Origin of the sequence: Mycobacterium persicum (assembly GCF_002086675.1) — a bacterium.
In the GTDB taxonomy this organism is placed as follows: domain Bacteria; phylum Actinomycetota; class Actinomycetes; order Mycobacteriales; family Mycobacteriaceae; genus Mycobacterium; species Mycobacterium persicum.
Window position 1 is genome coordinate 1 of the sequence record NZ_MVIF01000080.1, and the last position, 20,383, is coordinate 20,383.

Genomic DNA, 20,383 nt, shown 5'->3' on the forward strand with positions numbered 1-20,383 from the left:
CCCCCACCTTTCCAGTTCGGACGACGGCGCCGAACGGCGTCGACACCGCGTCGGCCAGGATCGCGGCCTGCTCCAGCGCAACGTTGTCCGGTACCCGGGTCAGGCCGGCGGCCTGCGCCACGGTGTATTCGGCCCACGCGCCGTCGTAGGCGAAAGCCATCAACTGGATGCTCAGGCAGTTGACGACATCGCCGCGGCGGCAGTTGGGGCAGCTTTGGCAGGGCCGGCCGGCGGCGACCACCACCCGGTCCCCCGCTGCCCAGCCGGTCACGTCGGGGCCCAGCTTCGCGATGGTGCCCGAGGCCTCGTGGCCCTGGGTCACCACCGGTTTCTGGGTCGGGAACGTTCCGTTGATCAGGCTCAGGTCCGAATGGCAGATCCCACAGAAGGCAACCTTGACCAAGACCTCGCCCGCACCGGGCTCGGGTATCGGAACGTCTTCCAGCACAACCTTTTTAGTGTTGGCATAGAAGCGTTCCGCGCGCATGGTGGCCACGGTCACTCGACGCCGATCGTGACCTCGGTCGACTTGATGAACACCGTCGCGGGCTGGCCGGCCTTCAGGCCGAGTTCCACTGCCGCGTCCTTGGTGACCGACGAGGTGACGATCTGGTCGCCGCCGTCGAGTTTGACCTTGACGATCGCCATCACGCTGCCGAGGTCGACCTCGGTGATGGTGCCCTTGAGCTGGTTCCGGGTCGATAGCCGCATCGCAGTCCTTTCCACAAATCACCGGGTGTGCGACGAGCGTAGTCGGCCCGCTCAGGAACGAGGGCCCAGGAGTGCTATCGACGCATCGACCGCTGGTTCGACGACGTCGCGGACCGGCCGCCCGTCCTCCACGGCAAGTGCGGTCAGCTCGCGCAGTCCGCCCAGCAGGATGACCGACAACGGCACGGTCAGCGGGGGTAGGCCCGCGCGCCGAAACCCCGGGCTGGCACTGAGGTCGATCAGCAGGGTGGACAGCAGCTGTAATCCGCGGCGTTGGACGGGCCGCGCGATGGCGCCCAGCGACGGGAGCTCGCGGATCCAGCTCAAGGTGATGGCCGGCCGGGATTCGATGTGCCCGACGTAGGCCTCGACCGCCTGGCGAATCTGCTGATGCCAGTCGGCGTCGGGGTTGACCGCGGCCGAGATCTTCTCGCCGAGCTTCTCGACGTCGGCCCGCAGCAGCTCCAGGAAGCACTGCTCCTTGCTGGCGAACTGGTCGTAGAAGGTGCGTTTCGAGGTCCGCGCGTGGCGCACGACGTCGGCGACGGTGGTCGCCCGGTAGCCGCGTTCACCGATCGCTGCGGCCAGGCCGTCGAACAGGCGAAGCCGAAAGGGGTCGATGTCGGCCGGCGCGGTATTGCCGGCCACTGCGGTCACCAACGCGCCTCCTTACCCGGATCGGTGCGGACCTTGTCAGCCTTGGTACCAAAGAGTACCGTGCCTAGGATAAGCCTGCGGTACACCGCGGTACCATCCCCGTGTTCACGACCGAGCAGCCGGGGCAGATGTTGGGAGCCCATGTCGATGAGCCACGCAATCGCCGATGCGGCGGCACCACCCGAAATCACGTTGCCGCCGGCGCCGCGGATTCCAAGCCTGGCCCAAGGCCTGGTCTTTGCGATCACGCGCCGCGGCATGATGCGACGGTTGGCGCGCCGCTTCGGCAATGTCTTCACCCTGAACATCCCCATCTACGGGCGGGTCGTGGTGGTCGGTGATCCGCAGCTGGCAAGGCAGGTGTTCACCACCAGCCCCGACGAATTGGGCAACATCCAGCCCAATCTGAGCCGACTGTTCGGCTCCGGTTCGGTGTTCGCGCTCGAAGGCGACGACCATCGCCGGCGGCGACGCCTGTTGGCGCCACCGTTTCACGGCAAGAGCATCAAGAAATACGAGGCCATCATCGAGGAAGAGACGCTGCGCGAGACGGCTCGATGGCCGCAGGGCGAGCCGTTCGCGACCCTGCCGTCGATGATGCACATCACCCTCAACGCCATCCTGCGTGCGGTGTTCGGGGCCGACGGGGCCGAACTCGACGAGCTGCGCCGGCTGATTCCGCCGTGGGTCACGCTGGGCTCGCGGCTGGCCGCGATGCCCAAACCGAAACGCAACTATGGCCGGTACAGCCCGTGGGGCCGGCTGGCCGAGTACCGGCGGCAGTACGACGCCGTCGTCGACAAGCTGATCGACCGCGAGCGGTCCGACCCGGACTTCGCCGATCGGACCGACGTGCTGGCATTGATGTTACGCAGCACCTATGAAGACGGTTCTGTCATGTCCCGCAAGGACATTGGTGATGAGCTGCTCACCCTGCTGGCCGCCGGACACGAGACCACCGCGGCCACGCTGGCCTGGGCGTTCGAGCGGCTGACCCGGCACCCGCAGCTCCTGGCCGCCTTGGTGGCGGAGGCCGACGCGGGCGGTGACGAGCTGCGCCAGGCGACCATCCTGGAAGTCCAGCGGGCCAGGACCGTCATCGATTTCGCGGCCCGGCACGTTTATTCCGACGTTTATCGCCTGGGCGAGTGGTCGATCCCGCGCGGCGATTCGATCATCATCAACATCGGCCAAATTCACGACAACTCCGACGTATTCCCCGACCCGCAGCGCTTCGACCCGCAGCGCTACATCGCAAGCAAGCCGTCGGCGTTCGCCTGGATCCCGTTCGGCGGCGGCACCCGCCGCTGTGTGGGCGCGGCGTTCGCCAACATGGAGATGGATGTGGTGCTGCGAACGGTGTTGCGCCACTTCGTCATCGAGACGACGACGGCGCCCGACGAGAAGTGGCGCTGCCGCGGCGTCGCTTACATTCCCAAGGACGGCGGACGAATCGTGGTGCGTACCCGCTAGCGGCTGGCGCTTATGGGTTTGCTGACGCCCGGCGCGGCAGTTTCCAGCCCGGGCGGATGTAGTGGCAGGTGTATCCGTAGGGGTAGCGCTGCAGGTAATCCTGGTGCTCGGGTTCGGCTTCCCAGAATGCTCCGGCCGGGCTGACTTCGGTCACCACTTTGCCCGGCCACAGGCCCGAGGCCTCGACATCGGCAATGGTGTCCAACGCGATTCGCCGCTGCTCGTCGTCCAGGTAGAAGATGGCCGACCGGTAGCTGGTCCCGACGTCGTTACCCTGCCGGTTCCTGGTGGTCGGATCGTGGATCTGGAAGAAGAATTCCAGCAGGGTGCGATAGTCGGTGACCGCCGGATCGTAGACGATTTCGACGGCCTCGGCGTGGTTGCCGTGGTTGCGATAGGTGGCATTGGGGGTCTCGCCGCCGCTGTAGCCGACGCGGGTCGAGGTGACACCGGGCTGGCGGCGGATCAGGTCCTGCATGCCCCAGAAGCATCCGCCGGCCAGGATTGCCGTGTTTGTCGTCATTGCAGTCTCTCCTTCGGTGGGGTCGTCAAGGGCCCTCGATCCGAGGTTAGTTGCGGCTGGCCGACATCGCCCAGAGCCAGACCACGCAGTCGGGGTCGATGCCGCCGGCTCCATGATCGCCGCTGCCGGATGGCCCGGCATGGACCGGCTCCAGTTCGGCCGCGGCGGCCCGTTCGGACGGTTGGATATCGGGTTCACTGCTCGGACGCGACAGCTCCGCCGGGACACGGGCAGGCTGCGGCGCCCGTACCGGTCGCCTGGTTGCCAACCGCCTGGAGGGCCACCAGTTGGCGTTACCGACCAACACCGCAAGTGAGGGCACGGTGATCGTGCGGACCAGGAAGGTGTCCAGCAGCAAGCCGACGCCGATGATGAAGCCTGCCTGGACCATGGTGCTGATGCTGGCGAACAGCATGCCGAACATCGACGCGGCGAAGATGATCCCGGCGGAGGTGATCACGCCTCCCGTCGTGCCGACGGTGCGGATGACCCCGGAGCGGATGCCGTTGGGGGACTCGTCGCGGATCCGCGACACCAACAGCATGTTGTAATCCGCGCCGACGGCGACCAACACGATGAACGCCATCCCCGGGACGCTCCACCCCAGAGGCTGGCCACCGATGAGCTGGAATGCGATCACCCCGACGCCCAGCGCCGACAGATACGAAACAACCACGGAGGCAACCAAATACAGCGGCGCAATGACCGCCCGTAGCAGCATGATCAAGATGAACAGCACCACGGCGATGGTCACCACGATGATGAACCGGATGTCGTGGTTGTAGTAGTCGCGCATCTGGGCATACGTCGGGGTGGTGCCGGACATCGCGATCGACGCATCGGCCAGTGACGTATTGGGCTGGGCGCTGCGAGCGGCGTCGACGATCGCCTTGTCCTGGTCGAAGGCCGCGGTGCTGAACGGATCCAGTTTCGACTGGACCAGGTAGCGCACCGCGTGCCCGTCCGGGGACACGAAGATCGATGCCAGGTCTTTGAATCGGGCGTCGTTCATCGCTTCCGGCGGGATGTAGAAGCCGGACATGCCGGGTTTCGAGGCGTTGAGCTTCATCGACAGCAGCAATGCGGCGGCGTCGGAGAGGCCGCGGCCCATCTGTCTGGTCTGCTCGGTCAGTTGCTGCACGCCGTCGGCCACCCGCTGGCTTCCGTCGGCCAACGCGTTGGCGCCTTGCTGCATTTCGGCCAGTTTCTGCTGCAACCCACCGGGGTTGCCCAGGCCCAGGGACCGAATCGTCTGGACCGCCTGGTTCAGCGACGCTCGCATGGCCTGCAGCGTGCCGATCAGATTCTGCACATCCGGGGTGGCCTGCAGCTGCCGGGCGACGTCGGCGATCTGGTCGAACGCGCCGGCATTGCGGGCATTGACGAGCAGTTGTAGTTGGTCCCGGGCAGTGGCGCAGGCGGGATCGGTGGTGCAGACCGGGCTGGCGTTGAGCCCGGCCAGCACCGGGCCAGCCATGTTGAACACCTCCTCGAGGCTGCCGGCGTTGCTGCGCAGGCTCGCGGCCAGTTGCTGGATCTGCTGAAGTGTCTCGCTGGCGTTGACTTGGTTCTGCACCCGCGACACCTCGCCGACCAGACCGTTGATCACCGCGATCGCCTGGTTGACCTGGCCGGTGATCGCGGCCAGGGCGTCGGCGAGCTTGCGGGAGCCGGTGGTCAGCGCGTCCAGGTCGCCGTTGGCGCCGGCGATCTGTTTCGACGCATCCGACAGCTTCCCGCCGACCTCGCCGGCCTGATAGCTGAGCTTGGCTTCCTCGAGTGGTGCACCCTTGGGCCGCGTGATACCGCGGACCATGGCGATGTCGGGCAGCTGGCTGACCCGCTGGGCCATTTGCTCGAGGTCGGCCAGGGCCTGCGGATTGCGCAGATCGTGCGGTGAGTGGACGTAAATGTATTGCGGGATGGTCGAACTCGGCGAGAAGTGGCGGTTCATCGCTTCATACCCGACGTTGCTTTCCACGCCGGACGGCAACGCGGCGCGTGCGTCGTAGGTGTAGCGCACCAGGGCCGCGCAGCTGGCCAGCGCGATCAGCACCACCAGGCTGGCCGTCAGGTGTGCGATCGGGCGCCGGACGATGTGCACTCCCGAGCGCCGCCACAACCGGCTGGTGAGGTCTCGTCTCGGTGCGATCCACCCGCGCCGCCCGGCGAGCACCATGACGGCCGGCAGCAGGGTGACCGCGGCCAGGAATGCGATCGCGATCGACACCGCCAAGGCGGGCCCGACCGTGGAGAACACCCCCAGGCGGGTGAACGTCATGCAGACGAAGGTGACCGCGACGGTCGCCGCGGAGGCCGCGATCACTTTGCCGATGGACGTCAGGCCGCGGGCAACGGCCCGGTCGGAATCCATTCCGCGGCGCAGGCATTCGTGGTAGCGGCTGATCAGGAACACCGCGTAATCGGTGCCGGCGCCGATCATCATCGCGGTCATGAACACCACGGTCTGATCCGAGATGCCCAACCCGACCCGGGCCAGGCCGGCGACGACTTGTTGAGCCGTCACCAGTGACAAGCCGATCGTCAGCAACGGCAGCAACATGGTGCCGGGGTTGCGGTAGACCACCAGCAGGATCAACAGCACCATGACGATGGTCGCCGTCTCGATCACCTGCAGATCGCGCTGCCCGATCGCGGACATGTCGGCGATGGTGGCCGGGAGCCCGGTCAGGTTCGCGGTCAGCGAGGACCCCGCCACGGTGTGCTTGACCATGTCGGCCACCCGGGTGTAGGCCGCGGTGGACTGCGGCGAGCCCAGTTCGCCGGCGATGCTGACCGGGATGAACCACGCTTTGTGGTCCTTGCTCTCCACGACTTCGCGCAGCGCAGGTGCGCTGATGAAATCCTGTACCGCGACGACGTCGCGAGTGTCGTGGCGCAGCCGGTCGACCAGTGTGCGGTAGACCTCTTCGTCGGCCTGGCTCAGCCCGTGCTCGTCGGTGAGCACCACCACGGCGACGTTTTGCGATCCCGGTTCGTGAAACGCCTCGGCCATCTGCTTGGCGGTGACCATCACGGGCGCGTCCTCGGGCAGGATCTCCACGGTGTGCTCGCGGACCACCTGCGTCAGGGGCGGCAACGTCAGGGACAGCGCGGCTGCCAGCGCGACCCAGAAACCGATGACGAGCAGCGGCCGGCGCACCACCAGGCGGGCCAATCCGGGGAAGATACCGCCGGTCGGCAAGCCGAGGTTGGGGTCGCGACGCAGCACTTCGGGACTTTGTCCGGGCTATGCCTTGGCGTCAAACACGCACGGGAACAATGAGATCCGCCCGTCTGCCGCCGAGTCGGCAACGCGGCGCGACACCCGGGACGTCATGCTAGGGCAAAGCACGATGAGTCTCTCCTGACTGTTCGTCGGTTGATGGACACAGGGTGGCTGCTCGGTCTGGGCTACCCGCAAATGCGCGGTCATTAACGTGGCGGCCCGGTCCGAACCGGCAGCGCCTCATGGCGCTGGATGCGGTTGTGACGGCCGGTCGGCGGGTAGATAACGGGCGATCCTTGCATCAAGGCAGCATGTTCGGCGACGGAAGACGACGGAAGGTGGCAGTCATGCGAACCACGACGTGCGCGGTGCCGTTGACCGTGTGGGTCGGCACGACGATGTACACCTTTGCCCCCGGCCGCGACATCATTGTCGGTCGCGACATCCGGTCGGACATCTGCCTCGACGGGCCGGACAGTACCTGGGTCTCCCGCGAGCACTTCGTGCTGCGGTTCGACGGCGGCCACTGGGCGGTGATCGACCGCAGCCGAAACGGCACCTATCTGGACGGCGTGCGGGTGTCCGCGGCGATCATCCGTAGTGGTCAGCACATCACCGCCGGTGATCCGCAGCGGGGGCCACGGCTGGTCTTCCAGGTCGGCGTCCCGCCCGGCGCGGCGGTACCGGGCGCCTGGGTCGGCCCGGCTCTGCCGTCGTCCGCAGCGCCGGGTCGGCAGCCCGAGCCGCCGCCGGTCCCGCCGAATCCGCCGCCGACTCAAGCACCGACGCTGCCCGGGTTTCCGGCGATCCGGCTTCAGCGCCCCCAGCCGGAGTCCTGTGAGCCGCCGCCCGCCGACCCAGCCCCGGCGGTCGATGCCCCGATGGTGAATCCGACTGGCGAACTGGCCGAACGCGACGCGGCGACCGTCGAGCCTCCCGCCGAGCCGGGCTCCGACGAATCCACCGAACATCTGCGGCAATTAGCACCGACGCCGGCAAAGTCACCGGAAAGCGACCACAACCCGGCCCGACGGCTCATCGGCAGGCTGCGCACCTGGTTACGCGACCCGCACACGCCGGCCCGACCGAAACCGGCGAATCAGCAGGACGCCGAGCGGCCGGCCGACGTCGACGAGCCGGAGCGAACCCTCGGTTGGGAGATTCGGGACAAAGGCAGCGGTAGCGACACCACGTTGGTGCGCCGCCCGACTGCGGCGGGCGGCGATGTGACGGCTGACGGGCTCGGCCTCGTCGTTGACGGCCATCAGCTGCTGACCGATGTCTGCTTCACCGCTCGTCCGGGCACGCTGACCGCGGTCATCGGCCCGCCGGGCGCCGGCAAATCAAGCTTGATCGCGCTGCTGAGCGGGGCGGCCCGGCCCACGTCCGGCCTGGTGACCTGCGACGGCCACAATCTGCATGCCGACGACCCCTCGATGCGGTCACGCATCGCGGTGGTGCCGCACCACGACGTCATGCACCATCAGCTCGCTGTCGAGCAGATTTTGGGCTACGCCGCCGAGCTGCGGTTGCCGCCGGACACCTCGGCCGCGGAACGCCGTGCGGCGGTCAACCGGGTCATCGACGAGGCCAACCTCGGCGCCCAGCGTGCGGTCAAGGCCGGCAACCTTTCCGCCGGCGAGCGCAAGCGCGTGTCGGTGGCGATCGAATTGCTCACCGGGCCGTCGCTGGTGGTATTCGAGGAGCCGAGCGGCAAGCCGGATCGCGGGTTGGACCGTCAGGTGATGACGACGGCGCGCCGACTCGCCGATGCCGGCCGCGTCGTCGTGGTGGCGACCCACTCGCTGGCCGCACTGAACCTGTGCGACCAGGTGTTGCTGCTCGCCTCCGGCGAGGTCGCCTTCGCCGGGCCACCGGCGGACATCGAGCAGGCGGTGAGCAAAGCCCGCTGGTCGCACGCCTTTCCGCCGGGAGGCGCCGACGGCGGAGGCGACGCCGCCCCGACCGACCAGCAAGGCGACACACCCGAACAGCCGCCGGAAACTCCCGGCGAGGCGCCCGAACGCGGCAGCCGGACCAGCCTGTGGCGCCAAACCTCCATGCTGATCCGCCGTCAGGTGCGGCTGATCGCCGCCGACCGCGGCTACCTCGTCGCGATGGCGGTCTTGCCGGTGGTCTTCGGGGCGCTGTCGCTGTCGGTACCGCACCGGGACGACCCGTATGAAGTTGGGCAGCTCCTGGTGGTGCTCAACAGCGGTGCGGTCGTGATGGGCGTCGCGTCGACCATTCGCGACCTGGTTGTCGAGCGGGGTATCTTCCGCCGCGAGCACTCCGTCGGGTTAGCGGTGCCCGCGTATGTGGCCGCTAAGGTCCTCGTTTTCGGCCTCGTCGCGGTCGTCCAGACCGCTGCGTTGACAGCCATCGTCGCGGTGGGGAAGACCGCCCCCGCCCGGGGAACCGTGTTGCCCGATCACCCCTTCGTCGAGCTGTACCTGACGTTGGCGGCGACGGCCGTCGTCTCGGCCGTCGCCGGCCTGACGCTATCCGCGCTGGCCGAGCACCGGCGGGAGCTCCCGGCGCTGTTCCTGCTGGCGAGCCTGGTGGCGGTCGTGTTCGCGGGCGGCATGTTCCCGCTAGCCCACCGCGTCGGCCTCAACCAGCTCTCCTGGCTGGTGCCATCGCGATGGGGCTTTGCCGCTTCGGCGTCCACCATGGACCTGGGCGCGATCGGTCTGCCGGGCACTCCGCACGAGCTTTGGACGCATTCGCCGAGCTGGTGGCTCTCGGCCATGGGCATACTGCTCGTCTTCGGCGCGCTGTGGACGGGTGCCCTGAGCTGGCGGCTGCGGATGGTCAGCCGCGGCTGACGGCCGCACCCGCGGTGCGCGTCGAGTTCGCCGACCTCGGACGTCGTACGATTCGCCTCATCTCGCCCCATCTCGCCTTATCGACCGAAACACACGGACGGCAGCCGCCGGGCCGTCCTGAGGAGCTAACGTGACCGGCCCGGTGTTCAGCCGCGACGAATTGGCCGCGGCATTCGGCGAATTCGAGCAGACCGTCGCCCGCGCGGCGCAGACCCGCGACTGGGACGGCTGGGTCGCCCAGTACACGCCGGACGTCGAATACATCGAGCATGCCGCGGGCACAATGCACGGCCGCGAGCAGGTGCGCGCCTGGATTCAGGAAACGATGTCGACCTTCCCCGGCAGTCACATGGTGGCGTTTCCGTCGTTGTGGTCGGTGATCGACGAGTCCACCGGCCGCATCATCATGGAGCTGGACAACCCGATGCGCGACCCCGGTGACGGCAGCGTGGTCAGCGCGACGAACATCTCGATCATCACCTACGCCGGCGACGGCCAATGGTGCCGCCAGGAAGACATCTACAACCCGCTGCGCTTCTTGAAGGCGGGACTGACGTGGTGCCGCAAGGCGCAAGCGCTGGGAACCCTGGACGAGGACGCGGCGCAGTGGATGCAACGGTACGGGGGACCCCAATGAGCACCAAGCCCAAGCCCAAACTGGTTATCGGAGCCAACGGCTTCCTGGGGTCACATGTGACCCGCCGACTCGTCGAGGCCGGCGAGCAGGTGCGGGCGATGGTGCGCCCCACCGCCACTACCCGGTCGATCGACGACCTGGAGGTCACCCGATTTCACGGCGACGTCTTCGACACCGCGGTGCTGCGCGAGGCGATGGGCGGCTGCGACGACGTCTACTACTGCGTGGTCGACACCCGCGCCTGGTTGCGCGATCCGTCACCGCTGTTTCGCACCAACGTCGAAGGCCTGCGCAACGTCTTGGATGTGGCCGTCGAAAAGCCGATCGCCGCGGGCCTGCACAGGTTCGTCTTCACCAGCACCTATGCCACGGTGGGCCGCCGCCATGGGCACGTGGCGACCGAGGACGACGTCGTCGATGTCCACCGGGTCAGCCCCTACGTCCAGTCCCGGGTGCAGGCCGAAAACCTGGTGATGCGGTACGTGTCGGAGGCAGGACTGCCTGCCGTCGCGCTGTGCGTCTCGACGACCTACGGCAGCGGCGACTGGGGACGCACACCCCACGGCGCATTCATCGCCGGCGCGGTTTTCGGCAAGTTGCCCTTCCTGATGACCGGGATCCAACTGGAAGCCGTGGGTGTCGACGACGCCGCCGAAGCGATGATCCTGGCGGCCGAGCGCGGCCGCAACGGCGAGCGCTACCTGGTCTCCGAAAGAATGATCGCGTTGACCGAGGTGGTGCGGATCGCCGCCGACGAGGCCGGTGTGCCGCCACCGCGACGCTCGATCCCGGTGGCGGTGCTGTATGCGCTGGGCGCGCTGGGCAGCCTGCGGGCCCGGCTCACCGGCAAAGATGCCGAACTGAGCCTGCAGTCGGTGCGGATGATGCGCGCCGAGGCAGAACTCGATCACGGCAAGGCGGTTCGCGAGTTGGGCTGGCAGCCGCGTCCGGTCGAGGAATCGATTCGCCAGGCCGCCCGATTCTGGGCCGCGATGCGCGCGGTCGGGCCGAACACCAAGACCGCGTCATCCGAATAGCCAGACTCCTCAAAGCCCCAGACAGATGGACAAAGTCGCCGTTGACCTCACCGGGCCGCCGCAGACCATGCTGGCGACCCTGTACGCCAAGGCGCTCGACGCCGACCGGCCGCATCCGATCCTGGGCGATCGCTATGCCAAGGAGGTCGTCGAGCGTATCGACTACGACTGGTCACAAACCTCCATCACCGCACGCAACTGCGCGGCGGTGACGACGCGGACGGCGCACTTGGACAGCTGGGTCCGGCAATTCCTGGCCCTGCATCCCGCAGCCGTCGTGCTGCACCTCGGGTGCGGGCTGGACGGTCGATATTTCCGGCTGCAGCCGGGCCCGGCGGTGCAGTGGTACGACGTCGACCACCCCGAGGTCGCCGCGCTGTTCACCCAGCTGTACCCCACGGCGGCCCGCCACCACGTCGTCGCCGCGTCGGTCACCGATCCGGCCTGGCTCGCCGACATTCCGAACGACTGGCCCGCGCTGATGATCGGCGAGGGACTGACCATGTACCTGAGCGAACCGGACGGGGTTGGGTTACTGCGACGCGTGGTCGACCGGTTTCCCTCCGGTGAGTTGCAGTTCGACGCGTTCAACCGGCTGGGCATCAAGTCGCAGTGGATGAACACCGTGGTGCGCCGATCCGGATCGACGCTGCGCTGGGGTATCGACGGGCCCGACGACATCCTGCGGGCGGTGCCCGGCACCCGGCTGCTGGCCTGGGTTCGCTGGTTCGAATCGGACACCTTCGCGCGGCTGCCGCGCGCCTACCGGGTGCTGGGCCGGCTGATGTCGCGGGTTCCGGCACTGGCCAACATGTCGCAGTATCACCGCTACGCGTTCGGTCGGGAATGTTGATCGCCGGCCGGCGTTGAAAACCTCATGAGCCACCCGAAAGTCTCAGAACCCAGCGCAGGGCATCCCATCACCATCGAACCGGCCACCGGCCGGGTACAGGTCCGCATCCACGGTGAACTCATCGCGGACACGACCGCGGCGCTGGAATTGCGGGAGGCCACTTTGCCTGCGGTGCACTATATTCCGCTGGCTGACGTCGCCCAGGAAAGGCTGACCCGCACCGACACGCACAGCTACTGCCCGTTCAAGGGACAGGCCAGCTATTACAGCGTGGCCACCTCGGCCGGCGACACCGTGGCGGATGCGATCTGGACCTACGAACAGCCCTATCCCGCGGTGGCCGCGATAGCCGGGCACGTCGCGTTCTATCCCGACAAGGCCGACATCAGCGTCGAGCCGGCGTAGCACCCGCTCAGGGAAACACCTTTGCCAACGACTGGGTATCGCTATATTCGCGCAGCGACACGATCTGGCCGTCGTGGCATTCGAAGATGCAAACGAACGGGCTGTCGTAGCGGGTGCCGTCGGCGGTGACGCCGTCGACCTCGCCCTCGATGACAACCGTCTCGCCTTCGTTGACGCATCGCACCAGTTCGATGTTGACCTCGAACTTCTTTTTGCGGCGCTCCACCGCGCGGCGCAGCGTCGCCTTATCGATCGCCGAACGCGTGGCGATGCTCCAGTAGCTGAAGTCGTCGCTGAGCAAGGCGAAGCCCTCGTCGAGGTCTCCGCCCTCGGACATGCTCTGCATGAACATCCATGCCAGTTCGGCCTGTGGGTCGTCGAACGGCGTCATCACATCGCCATCCTGTCCCGGCAGGGCGATAGCGGTCAATCGAGGCCCCGCTCGCGGTTCGCACGCCGGAGTCGTGGCAGGCTCAGGTGATCAGCGCACGCACAGTCACCTTCCCCGGCGCGGCGGGCTTCGGCCACACCCTGGCGCCATTGCGCCGCGGCCGCGGCGATCCCTGCTTTCGCATCCCCGGTGACGGCACGATCTGGCGCACCAGCCTGCTGGCCAGCGGGCCGGTTACGGCGCGGATCAGCCGGGCGGCCGCCGACTCGGCCCACTGCGTGGCGTGGGGCCCCGGCGCCGAACAGTTCCTCGAGTTGCTGCCGGCGATGCTGGGCGCCGACGACGACGCCGCGGATTTCCTGCCGAGTGAGCCGACGGTCGCGGCCGCGCACCGGCGGCTGCCGCACCTGCGTCTGGGCCGCACCGGGCAGGTGCTGGAGGCGTTGATTCCGGCGGTCATCGAGCAGCGGGTCCCCGGCGCCGACGCCTTCCGGTCGTGGCGTGTGCTGGTGACCAAATACGGCACACCGGCCCCCGGGCCGGCGCCCGAGGGCATGCGGGTGCCGCCGTCGGCGCAGGCCTGGCGGCACATCCCGTCCTGGGAGTTCCACCGCGCCAACGTCGACCCGGGTCGGGCCCGGACGGTCGTGAGCTGCGCACGGCGGGCGGCGTCGCTGGAGCGGTTGACCGCGGTGCCCGCCGCGCAGGCGCGCGCGGCCCTGACGTCGCTGCCCGGAGTCGGCGTGTGGACCGCGGCCGAGACGGCGCAGCGGGCCTTCGGCGACCCCGACGCGGTGTCGGTGGGCGACTACCACATGCCGAAAATGATCGGCTGGACGCTGCTGGGCTATCCGGTCGACGACGCCGGCATGCTCGAGCTGCTGGAGCCGATGCGGCCGCACCGGCATCGGGTGGTCCGGCTGCTCGAAGCCAGCGGCCTGGCCTACGAGCCACGCCGCGGGCCGCGACTGCCGGTGCAGCAAATCCACTCGCTGTAGCGCCCGCAGACCCCGTGTGAGGGCCGCCGCCGTCGGGTATCCCTGCCAGGACATGACCGTAGGCGAACTTCAGGGGGCTGATCGATGACACAGTTCACCATTCCGGGATTGACCGACAAGCAGGGCACGCGACTCGCCGAACTCCTGCAGAAGCAGCTGAGCACCTACAACGACCTACATCTGACGCTCAAGCACATCCACTGGAACGTGGTGGGGCCCAACTTCATCGGCGTGCACGAGATGATCGACCCGCAGGTCGAGTCGGTGCGCGGCTACGCCGACGAGGTGGCCGAACGAATCGCCGCCCTGGGCGCGTCGCCGCAGGGCACCCCGGGAGCGATCATCAAGGATCGCAGCTGGGACGACTACTCGGTTGGCCGCGACTGCGTGCAGGCACATCTGGCCGCGCTGGACCTGGTCTACACCGGCGTGATCGAAGACATCCGCCAGGCCATCGACGAGACCGAGGAACTCGACCGCGTCACCCAGGACATGCTGATCGCGCACGCCGCGGATCTGGAGAAGTTCCAGTGGTTCGTCCGGGCGCACCTGGAGAACGCCGGCGGCAAACTGACCCACGACGGCTCGGCGACCGAACGTGACGCCGCCAGCACCGCACGGCGGCGGTCCTAACCGGGCGGCGCCTTGCGCGCGCGTTCGGCTCGTTCCGCTCGTTCCGCCTGGGCGGCTTCGCGGTTCAACCGCTGCGCTTCGTAGATGGTGACGTTGGTGCGCGACATCAGCAATGCGGCGATCCCGACGGCCAGGATCGCCCCGGGCACCACCGAGAACGAGCCGGTCATCTCCGCGACCATGATCATGATCGCCAGCGGTGCCCGCGCCACGCTGCCGAAACACGCCATCATGCCGACCACCACGAAGATTCCCGGGGCATCGGGCACGCCCGGTATCCCGGAGAGCTCCCCCAGCCGCCAGATCGCGGCGCCGACGAACGCGCCGATGACGATGCCGGGCCCGAACAGCCCGCCCGAACCGCCGGTGCCGATCGATAGCGAGGTGGCGATGATCTTGGCGATCGGCAGCACGACGATGATCCACAACGGGATGCTCATCAGCGATCCGCGGTCGGCGGCCAGCTGCGCCCAGCCGTAGCCGCTGCTCAGGATTTGCGGGATCAGCAGCCCCAGCAACCCGACCAGCAGCCCGCCGACGGCCGGCTTGATCACCGGCCCGCCGGGAAGCCGGCGGGTGAGCGCCACGGAGGCGTGGAAGGTGCGGGCATAGAGGTAGCCGACGGCCGCGGCGATCAGCCCGATCACGACGAACCACAACAGCGGCCATGCCCGCTCGAAGCGGTATTCGGCGTCGATGTAGCCGAACAGCGGGTCGAATCCCAGGAAGGCGCCGAGCACCGCATACGCGGTCCCGGAGGTGATGAAGCCGGGCAGCAGGCTGCGATAGTCGAAATCGTCGCGGTAGCTGATCGACGCCGCCAGCACCGCTCCGCCCAGTGGGGCGGCGAAGATGGCGCCGATGCCCGCGCCGATACCTAGCGCCACCGCAATCCGGCCATCCTCGTCGGCCAGGCCCAGCCGCCGCGTCAGCAACGAGCAGAAACCGGCCGAGATCTGCGCCGTCGGCCCCTCACGCCCGCCGGAACCCCCCGACCCGATGGTCAGCGCGCTGGCCACCATCTTCACCAGCACCGCCCGCCCGCGGATGGCTCGCGGATCGGTGTGGACCGCCTCGATGGCCTCGTCGGTGCCGTGACCGGTGGCTTCCGGTGCGAACTTGGCCACGATGAAGGCCGAGAGCAGCGCCCCGCCCGTCGTCACCAGCGGAATGGCCCATGGGCGGGCGAAACCGCTGGACCCGCGGCTACCGCCCTCGCCCAGCGGAGTCGGAATGTGGTAGTCGGCGAGATAGCCGAGCAGGAACTCGCCGGTGTACTTCAGCGCCAGATAAAACACCACAGCGCCCAGGCCCGCGATGACGCCGATCGTGATGCCCAGCAACAACCACTTGCGCAAATAGCCGGCACTTCTGATCGATGCGCCGAATCGCCCGCCGGCGGCAGCGGGCGGCGCCTCTCGGGGTTCCGGGGCGTCCGGTGTCGGGTCGTTCACCGCGCGAGCCTCGCAAGCATCAGGTCATCCTATGACAACCGGGAATAAGTGGACTCTGGTCCGGTTATTCCGGGTAGTTCTTGATCGGAGTTCCCGAAGAGGAGGTAGGAATGCCCGCTGTAACCGCCGATACGTTGACCCTGCCGCGGGTGGCTGGCCCCGGTGCCGACGCGACCGAGCGGCCGGTCCGCTCCATCACGTCCGGCCCGCGAGGCTACGAGGGCGAGGGGTTTCCCGTTGTCCGGGCGTTCGCCGGCATCGGCACCGCCGCGCTGGACCCGTTTGTGCATATGGACCAGATCGGTGAGGTGGACTACCAGCCGGGCGAGCCCCGGGGCACCGACTGGCATCCGCACCGGGGCTTCGAAACCGTCACCTACATGATCGACGGAAAGCTCGCGCACCAGGATTCCTACGGAGGCGGCGGCCTGATCACCGACGGCGCGACGCAGTGGATGACGGCGGGATCGGGCATCTTGCATATCGAGACCCCGCCCGTCGACACCGTGAAGCGCGGCGGAATCTTCCACGGCGTCCAGTTGTGGGTGAACCTGCCGAAGAAGGACAAGTTCGCCCAGCCTCGCTACCAGGCTATCGAGGGCGGCGACGTCACGCTGATCGCCTCGGGCGACGGCGGAGCCCTGGTCCGCATTATCGCCGGGGAGATCGACGGCCACCGTGGACCCGGGAGCACCCACACGCCGATCACGCTGGCGCACGCCACGATCGCACCCGGCGCCCGGCTGAACATCGGTTGGCGACGGGATTTCAATTCGCTGGTCTATGTGCTGTCCGGACGCGGCTCGGTCGGCGTGGCCGGACACCCGATTCACCGGGGTCAGTTGGTGGTGATGGGCCCCGGTGACCGGATCACCGTGACCGCCGGCCCGACGCCGGATGCCCACCGGACAACCGCTCTTGACGTGCTGCTGCTGGGCGGGCGACCAATCCGCGAGCCGGTATTCCACTACGGGCCCTTCGTGATGAACACCCGGGCAGAAGTGATCGAGGCGCTGGAGGACTACCAGGCTGGCAAGTTTCGTAGCATCCCGCAGAACGCGCTGATGCCGCACCGTGGCGGTGGCACACTCTAGGCATGCCGCCCACCGCCGCACGTCGCGGCCCCGGACGTCCGCCTGCCGCAAAATCGGACGAGACGCGACGGCGTATCGTCAGCGCCGCCCGGCAGGTGTTCAGTGAACGTGGTTACGACGGCGCGACCTTCCAGGCGATCGCCGTACGCGCCGACCTGACCCGGCCGGCCATCAACCATTACTTCGCCAGCAAGCGGGTGCTGTACCGGGAAGTGGTGGACCAAACCAGCGAGCTGGTCGTCATCGCCGGTATCGAGCGGGCACGGCGCGAGCCGACGCTGCTGCGGCGGCTGGCCGCGTTCATCAACGTGGCGATGGAGGCGGACGAGAAAAACCCGTCCACCGCTGCGTTCTTGGCTACCGCCGTGCTCGAGTCGCAGCGGCATCCGGACTTGGGGCGATCCGAAAACGACCCGGTCGCCAGCTCCCGAAAATTCCTGATCTGGGCGGTCCATGATGCCGTTGAGCGCGGCGAATTGATCGCCGGTATCCAGGTCGCTCCATTGGCCGAGGCGCTGTTGCTCGTCTTGTGCGGAGTCGGCTTCTATGCCGGCTTCGTGGGCAGCTACCGGGAGATGGCGGACATCATCGCGGCGCTGCGGCAGTTGATGGCCGGCACGCTCTGGACGTCGGAGGCTTGACCGCCAGTCGCCGATCGGCGGCAGTGACCTGGGCCACAAAGTGTATAGGTTGCCTAACTTATTAGGTAGCATTGGCCGCGTATGACTGATCCGGCCGGTGTTTCCCTGGTTTGCTTTCCCGGTTTACCTCCGGCCCCGCCGCTGGGACGAATCCCATGGTCTCGCACCACTTTTCGCCGGCCCAACGAGAGATCCGCTAGAGAACGGGAGCATGCGAATGAGCACTCTGCGTACCCATGACGACACCTGGGACATCAGAACCAGCGTCGGCGCCACCGCGGTGATGGTGGCCGCGGCGCGGGCCGTCGAAACCCAACAGCCCGCCCCGCTGATCCGCGACCCGTACGCCAAATTGCTGGTCACCAGCGCCAACGCCGGTGTCCTGTGGGAGGCGATGCTCGACGAGCAGATGGTTGCCAAGATGGCGGCTCTCGACGCCGAGACCGCGGCGACCGTCCAGCACATGCGCAACTACCAGGCCGTGCGGACCAACTTCTTCGACACCTACTTCGCCGACGCGGTCGCCGACGGGATCCGTCAGGTCGTCATTCTGGCCTCGGGACTGGATTCCCGCGCTTACCGGCTGGATTGGCCCGCCGGGACGACGGTCTACGAGATCGATCAGCCCCAGGTTCTTGCCTATAAGTCCGCGACGCTGGCGGGAAACGGGGTGACGCCGTCGGCCGTTCGCCGCGAGGTGCCGATCGACCTGCGCCAGGATTGGCCTGCCGCGCTGCGCGCCGCCGGTTTCGACTCGACGGCCCGGACCGCCTGGCTGGCCGAGGGGCTGTTGATGTACCTGCCCGCCGACGCCCAGGACCGGCTGTTCACCCAGATCGGTGAGCTCAGCCCGCCAGGGAGCCTGATCGCCGCCGAAACTGCCGGCAACCACGCCGACGAACGGCGCGCACAGATGCGGGAGCGATTCAAGAAGGTGGCCGAGACGCTGGGCCTGGAGGAGACCGTCAATGTGCAGGAGCTCATCTACCACGACCCCGACCGGGCCATAGTCGCCGAGTGGCTCAACGAACACGGTTGGCGCGCCACCGCACACAACGCCGGCGACGAGATGCGCCGGGTGGGCCGCTGGGTCGAAGGCGTCCCGATGGCCGACGACAAGGATGCGTTCTCCGAGTTCGTGACGGCGGAGCGGTTGTAATGCCGCGCACCGCGGACGACTCCTGGGACATTGCGACCAGCGTGGGGCCAGTCGGATCCTGCCCGAGCGGCCGTTGCAGCAAAGCTTTCAAAGCCACGGCTGGTCGACGGCGGCTGGGTTAGTCTGAGGCCCCACCCGGTCACCCGGTAAGGAAGTGTCGCATGGACCTCGACGCCGCGGTCAGCACGGTAGCCCTCGTATCCGCAACCACCAGACGCTTTCCCTTGTCTTCCATTTCCGCGGGTGACCCACCCCATCAGGCGGGCTCGGACTAACCGCCAAAGCCGGGGTTGTGGCCGTGTCGACCCGGAGCGCCGACGGTCACGGTCTGCTGCCTGGCACGCCGGGCCCTGTTGGCCGTGGCGAGGTATCGGGGCGCCGGATCGCCCCGGACGCCGACTCAAACTCGTTCGCGCTGACGCTGGCGCTGCTGACCTCGACGGCGTTCCTGCTTTTCGCGCAGATCTTCATGGTTGCCCCGATCCTGCCGGCGCTGGCACGCGACTTCGGCAGCGGCGAGGGCATGGTCGGCCTCGGGGTGCCCGCGTTCCTGGTGCCCTACGGGTGGACGGTCCTGGTGTGGGGCACGGTATCGGACCGGTGGGGACGCCGTCGTGTCATCCTCATGTCGCTGTGCGCCTTCGTGGTCCTGACGGCAGCCACCCCGCTGGCAACCAATGTCGGGGAATTCATCGCGCTTCGATTCGTGACCGGGGTTGCCGCCGGCGGCGTGGTGCCGATCAGCGTGGCATTGATCGGAGACCTGGTGCCGTACCGGCGCCGAGGCCGGGTGCTGGGATGGGTCTTCGGTGGAGCGGCCGGTGGTATGGCCTTCGGCGCGGCCGGCGGCGCGCTGGGAGAACCGCTGGTCGGCTGGCACGGGTTGTTCGGTGTGGTCGCCGCCTGCGGACTGGTGCTGTTGGTGCTGGGTTTGTGGTTGGTTCCCGACACCGCCTCGGCCCCGCGCGCGTCATCGATCCGCCAGGTCGCGGCCGGATTCGCGGAGCTGCTGAGCACCTCCCGCGGTCGCCGGACCTACGGCTACGTGCTGGTCAACGCGGTGTTGCACGCCGGGGTCTACACCTGGCTGGGGGTCTATCTGCATGACCACGTTCAACTTGACGAGGAGCAGATCGGGCTGGTGCTGCTCGGCTACGGCATCCCGGGCCTGGTGCTCAGCCCCGCCATCGGCCGACTGGCCGATCGCTACGGGCGGGCGCGCGTCATCCCGCTCGGGTTGACCCTGACCGCCGCCTGTGCCGCGGTGTTCGCCAGTGAGCCGTCGTTGGTATTCCTCCAAGCCGCCGTTGTCTCGCTGTCGCTCGGGTACGACATGACCCAACCAGCCCTGGTCGTCATCGTCACCGACCTTCCCGGGCAGCGTGGGCAGGCGATCGGGCTCAACTCCTGCGTCCTGTGGGTTGGTATGGGGATTGGCAGCCTTGTCTTCCAGGCCGTCCTGCTGCCGCTCGGCTTCTCCGGCGCCTTCGCCTGGTTTGCGGGTTTCTCGCTGCTCGCCGGTGCGGTCGCGATACCGCTGTTTCGTGCCGAGCGACCTCCGAGCGGTAGCGCAGTGTCACCCGTCGCGCCGGTGTAGCGCTGATCCGGCAGGATCTTTCCTATTCCTGCCGTAACCGCATGACTAGGATCGCCAATATCA

General features: G+C 67.9%; 19 protein-coding genes. 12 read left to right on the forward strand and 7 right to left on the reverse strand.

What is annotated here, in order from left to right; all coding sequences use genetic code 11:
* From BST40_RS20605 to BST40_RS20615, 3 genes are all read right to left on the reverse strand, one after another.
* Nucleotides 1–487 (reverse strand): alcohol dehydrogenase catalytic domain-containing protein (locus tag BST40_RS20605; protein ID WP_158084022.1); only part of this gene is annotated, 487 nt, incomplete at its 3' end.
* An 11-nt stretch (nt 488–498) separates the two neighbouring features.
* The gene (locus BST40_RS20610; RefSeq protein ID WP_075512558.1) at nt 499–711 is read right to left on the reverse strand and encodes a TOBE domain-containing protein; all 213 of its coding nucleotides are present in this window, start codon (nt 709–711) and stop codon (nt 499–501) included.
* Nucleotides 712–762: 51 nt separating this feature from the next.
* Nucleotides 763–1,368, reverse strand: coding sequence for a TetR/AcrR family transcriptional regulator (locus BST40_RS20615; RefSeq protein WP_075545087.1), 606 nt, complete (start codon nt 1,366–1,368; stop codon nt 763–765).
* 147 nt (nt 1,369–1,515) lie between these two features.
* Here BST40_RS20615 and BST40_RS20620 point away from each other — a divergent pair, with 147 nt between their 5' ends.
* Complete coding sequence (locus BST40_RS20620; protein WP_083155322.1) at nt 1,516–2,841, forward strand: cytochrome P450; 1,326 nt, start codon at nt 1,516–1,518, stop codon at nt 2,839–2,841.
* Between the two features lie 10 nt (nt 2,842–2,851).
* Here BST40_RS20620 and msrA read toward each other — a convergent pair whose 3' ends face one another.
* A complete protein-coding gene (gene msrA, locus BST40_RS20625; protein ID WP_075545088.1) occupies nt 2,852–3,364 on the reverse strand; it encodes a peptide-methionine (S)-S-oxide reductase MsrA in 513 nt (170 codons plus the stop codon).
* A gap of 46 nt (nt 3,365–3,410) precedes the next feature.
* Complete coding sequence (locus BST40_RS20630; RefSeq protein WP_083155310.1) at nt 3,411–6,596, reverse strand: MMPL/RND family transporter; 3,186 nt, start codon at nt 6,594–6,596, stop codon at nt 3,411–3,413.
* 344 nt (nt 6,597–6,940) lie between these two features.
* On the opposite strand from BST40_RS20630, the gene BST40_RS20635 reads away from it, so the two are divergent.
* From BST40_RS20635 to BST40_RS20655, 5 genes are all read left to right on the forward strand, one after another.
* A complete protein-coding gene (locus tag BST40_RS20635) occupies nt 6,941–9,421 on the forward strand; it encodes an ATP-binding cassette domain-containing protein (RefSeq protein ID WP_158084021.1) in 2,481 nt (826 codons plus the stop codon).
* A gap of 130 nt (nt 9,422–9,551) precedes the next feature.
* The gene (locus BST40_RS20640) at nt 9,552–10,058 is read left to right on the forward strand and encodes a nuclear transport factor 2 family protein (RefSeq protein ID WP_075545090.1); all 507 of its coding nucleotides are present in this window, start codon (nt 9,552–9,554) and stop codon (nt 10,056–10,058) included.
* The gene (locus BST40_RS20645; RefSeq protein ID WP_075545091.1) at nt 10,055–11,095 is read left to right on the forward strand and encodes an NAD-dependent epimerase/dehydratase family protein; all 1,041 of its coding nucleotides are present in this window, start codon (nt 10,055–10,057) and stop codon (nt 11,093–11,095) included. The genes BST40_RS20640 and BST40_RS20645 overlap by 4 nt, the downstream gene beginning before the upstream one ends.
* A gap of 25 nt (nt 11,096–11,120) precedes the next feature.
* On the forward strand, nt 11,121–11,948 hold the full coding sequence (locus tag BST40_RS20650; RefSeq protein WP_240316549.1) for a class I SAM-dependent methyltransferase: 828 nt from the start codon (nt 11,121–11,123) through the stop codon (nt 11,946–11,948).
* Nucleotides 11,949–11,972: 24 nt separating this feature from the next.
* A complete protein-coding gene (locus BST40_RS20655) occupies nt 11,973–12,353 on the forward strand; it encodes a DUF427 domain-containing protein (protein ID WP_075545093.1) in 381 nt (126 codons plus the stop codon).
* A 7-nt stretch (nt 12,354–12,360) separates the two neighbouring features.
* Here BST40_RS20655 and BST40_RS20660 read toward each other — a convergent pair whose 3' ends face one another.
* Nucleotides 12,361–12,744, reverse strand: coding sequence for a nuclear transport factor 2 family protein (locus tag BST40_RS20660; RefSeq protein ID WP_075545094.1), 384 nt, complete (start codon nt 12,742–12,744; stop codon nt 12,361–12,363).
* Nucleotides 12,745–12,830: 86 nt separating this feature from the next.
* On the opposite strand from BST40_RS20660, the gene BST40_RS20665 reads away from it, so the two are divergent.
* The gene (locus BST40_RS20665) at nt 12,831–13,742 is read left to right on the forward strand and encodes a DNA-3-methyladenine glycosylase family protein (protein WP_083155316.1); all 912 of its coding nucleotides are present in this window, start codon (nt 12,831–12,833) and stop codon (nt 13,740–13,742) included.
* A gap of 84 nt (nt 13,743–13,826) precedes the next feature.
* Nucleotides 13,827–14,375, forward strand: a complete 549-nt coding sequence (gene dps, locus BST40_RS20670; protein WP_075545096.1) for a DNA starvation/stationary phase protection protein Dps — start codon at nt 13,827–13,829, stop codon at nt 14,373–14,375.
* Here the strand turns inward: dps and BST40_RS20675 are convergent.
* Complete coding sequence (locus tag BST40_RS20675) at nt 14,372–15,829, reverse strand: chloride channel protein (RefSeq protein WP_075545097.1); 1,458 nt, start codon at nt 15,827–15,829, stop codon at nt 14,372–14,374. The genes dps and BST40_RS20675 overlap by 4 nt on opposite strands.
* A 110-nt stretch (nt 15,830–15,939) precedes the next feature.
* On the opposite strand from BST40_RS20675, the gene BST40_RS20680 reads away from it, so the two are divergent.
* From BST40_RS20680 to BST40_RS20695, 4 genes are all read left to right on the forward strand, one after another.
* A complete protein-coding gene (locus BST40_RS20680; RefSeq protein WP_083155318.1) occupies nt 15,940–16,923 on the forward strand; it encodes a pirin family protein in 984 nt (327 codons plus the stop codon).
* A 2-nt stretch (nt 16,924–16,925) separates the two neighbouring features.
* Nucleotides 16,926–17,564, forward strand: coding sequence for a TetR/AcrR family transcriptional regulator (locus tag BST40_RS20685; protein WP_075545099.1), 639 nt, complete (start codon nt 16,926–16,928; stop codon nt 17,562–17,564).
* 226 nt (nt 17,565–17,790) lie between these two features.
* On the forward strand, nt 17,791–18,723 hold the full coding sequence (locus BST40_RS20690) for a class I SAM-dependent methyltransferase (protein ID WP_089025242.1): 933 nt from the start codon (nt 17,791–17,793) through the stop codon (nt 18,721–18,723).
* 298 nt (nt 18,724–19,021) lie between these two features.
* Nucleotides 19,022–20,320 (forward strand): MFS transporter, encoded by a 1,299-nt coding sequence (locus BST40_RS20695; RefSeq protein ID WP_240316550.1) that lies wholly within the window; start codon nt 19,022–19,024, stop codon nt 20,318–20,320.
* The last annotated feature ends 63 nt before the right edge of the window (nt 20,321–20,383 follow it).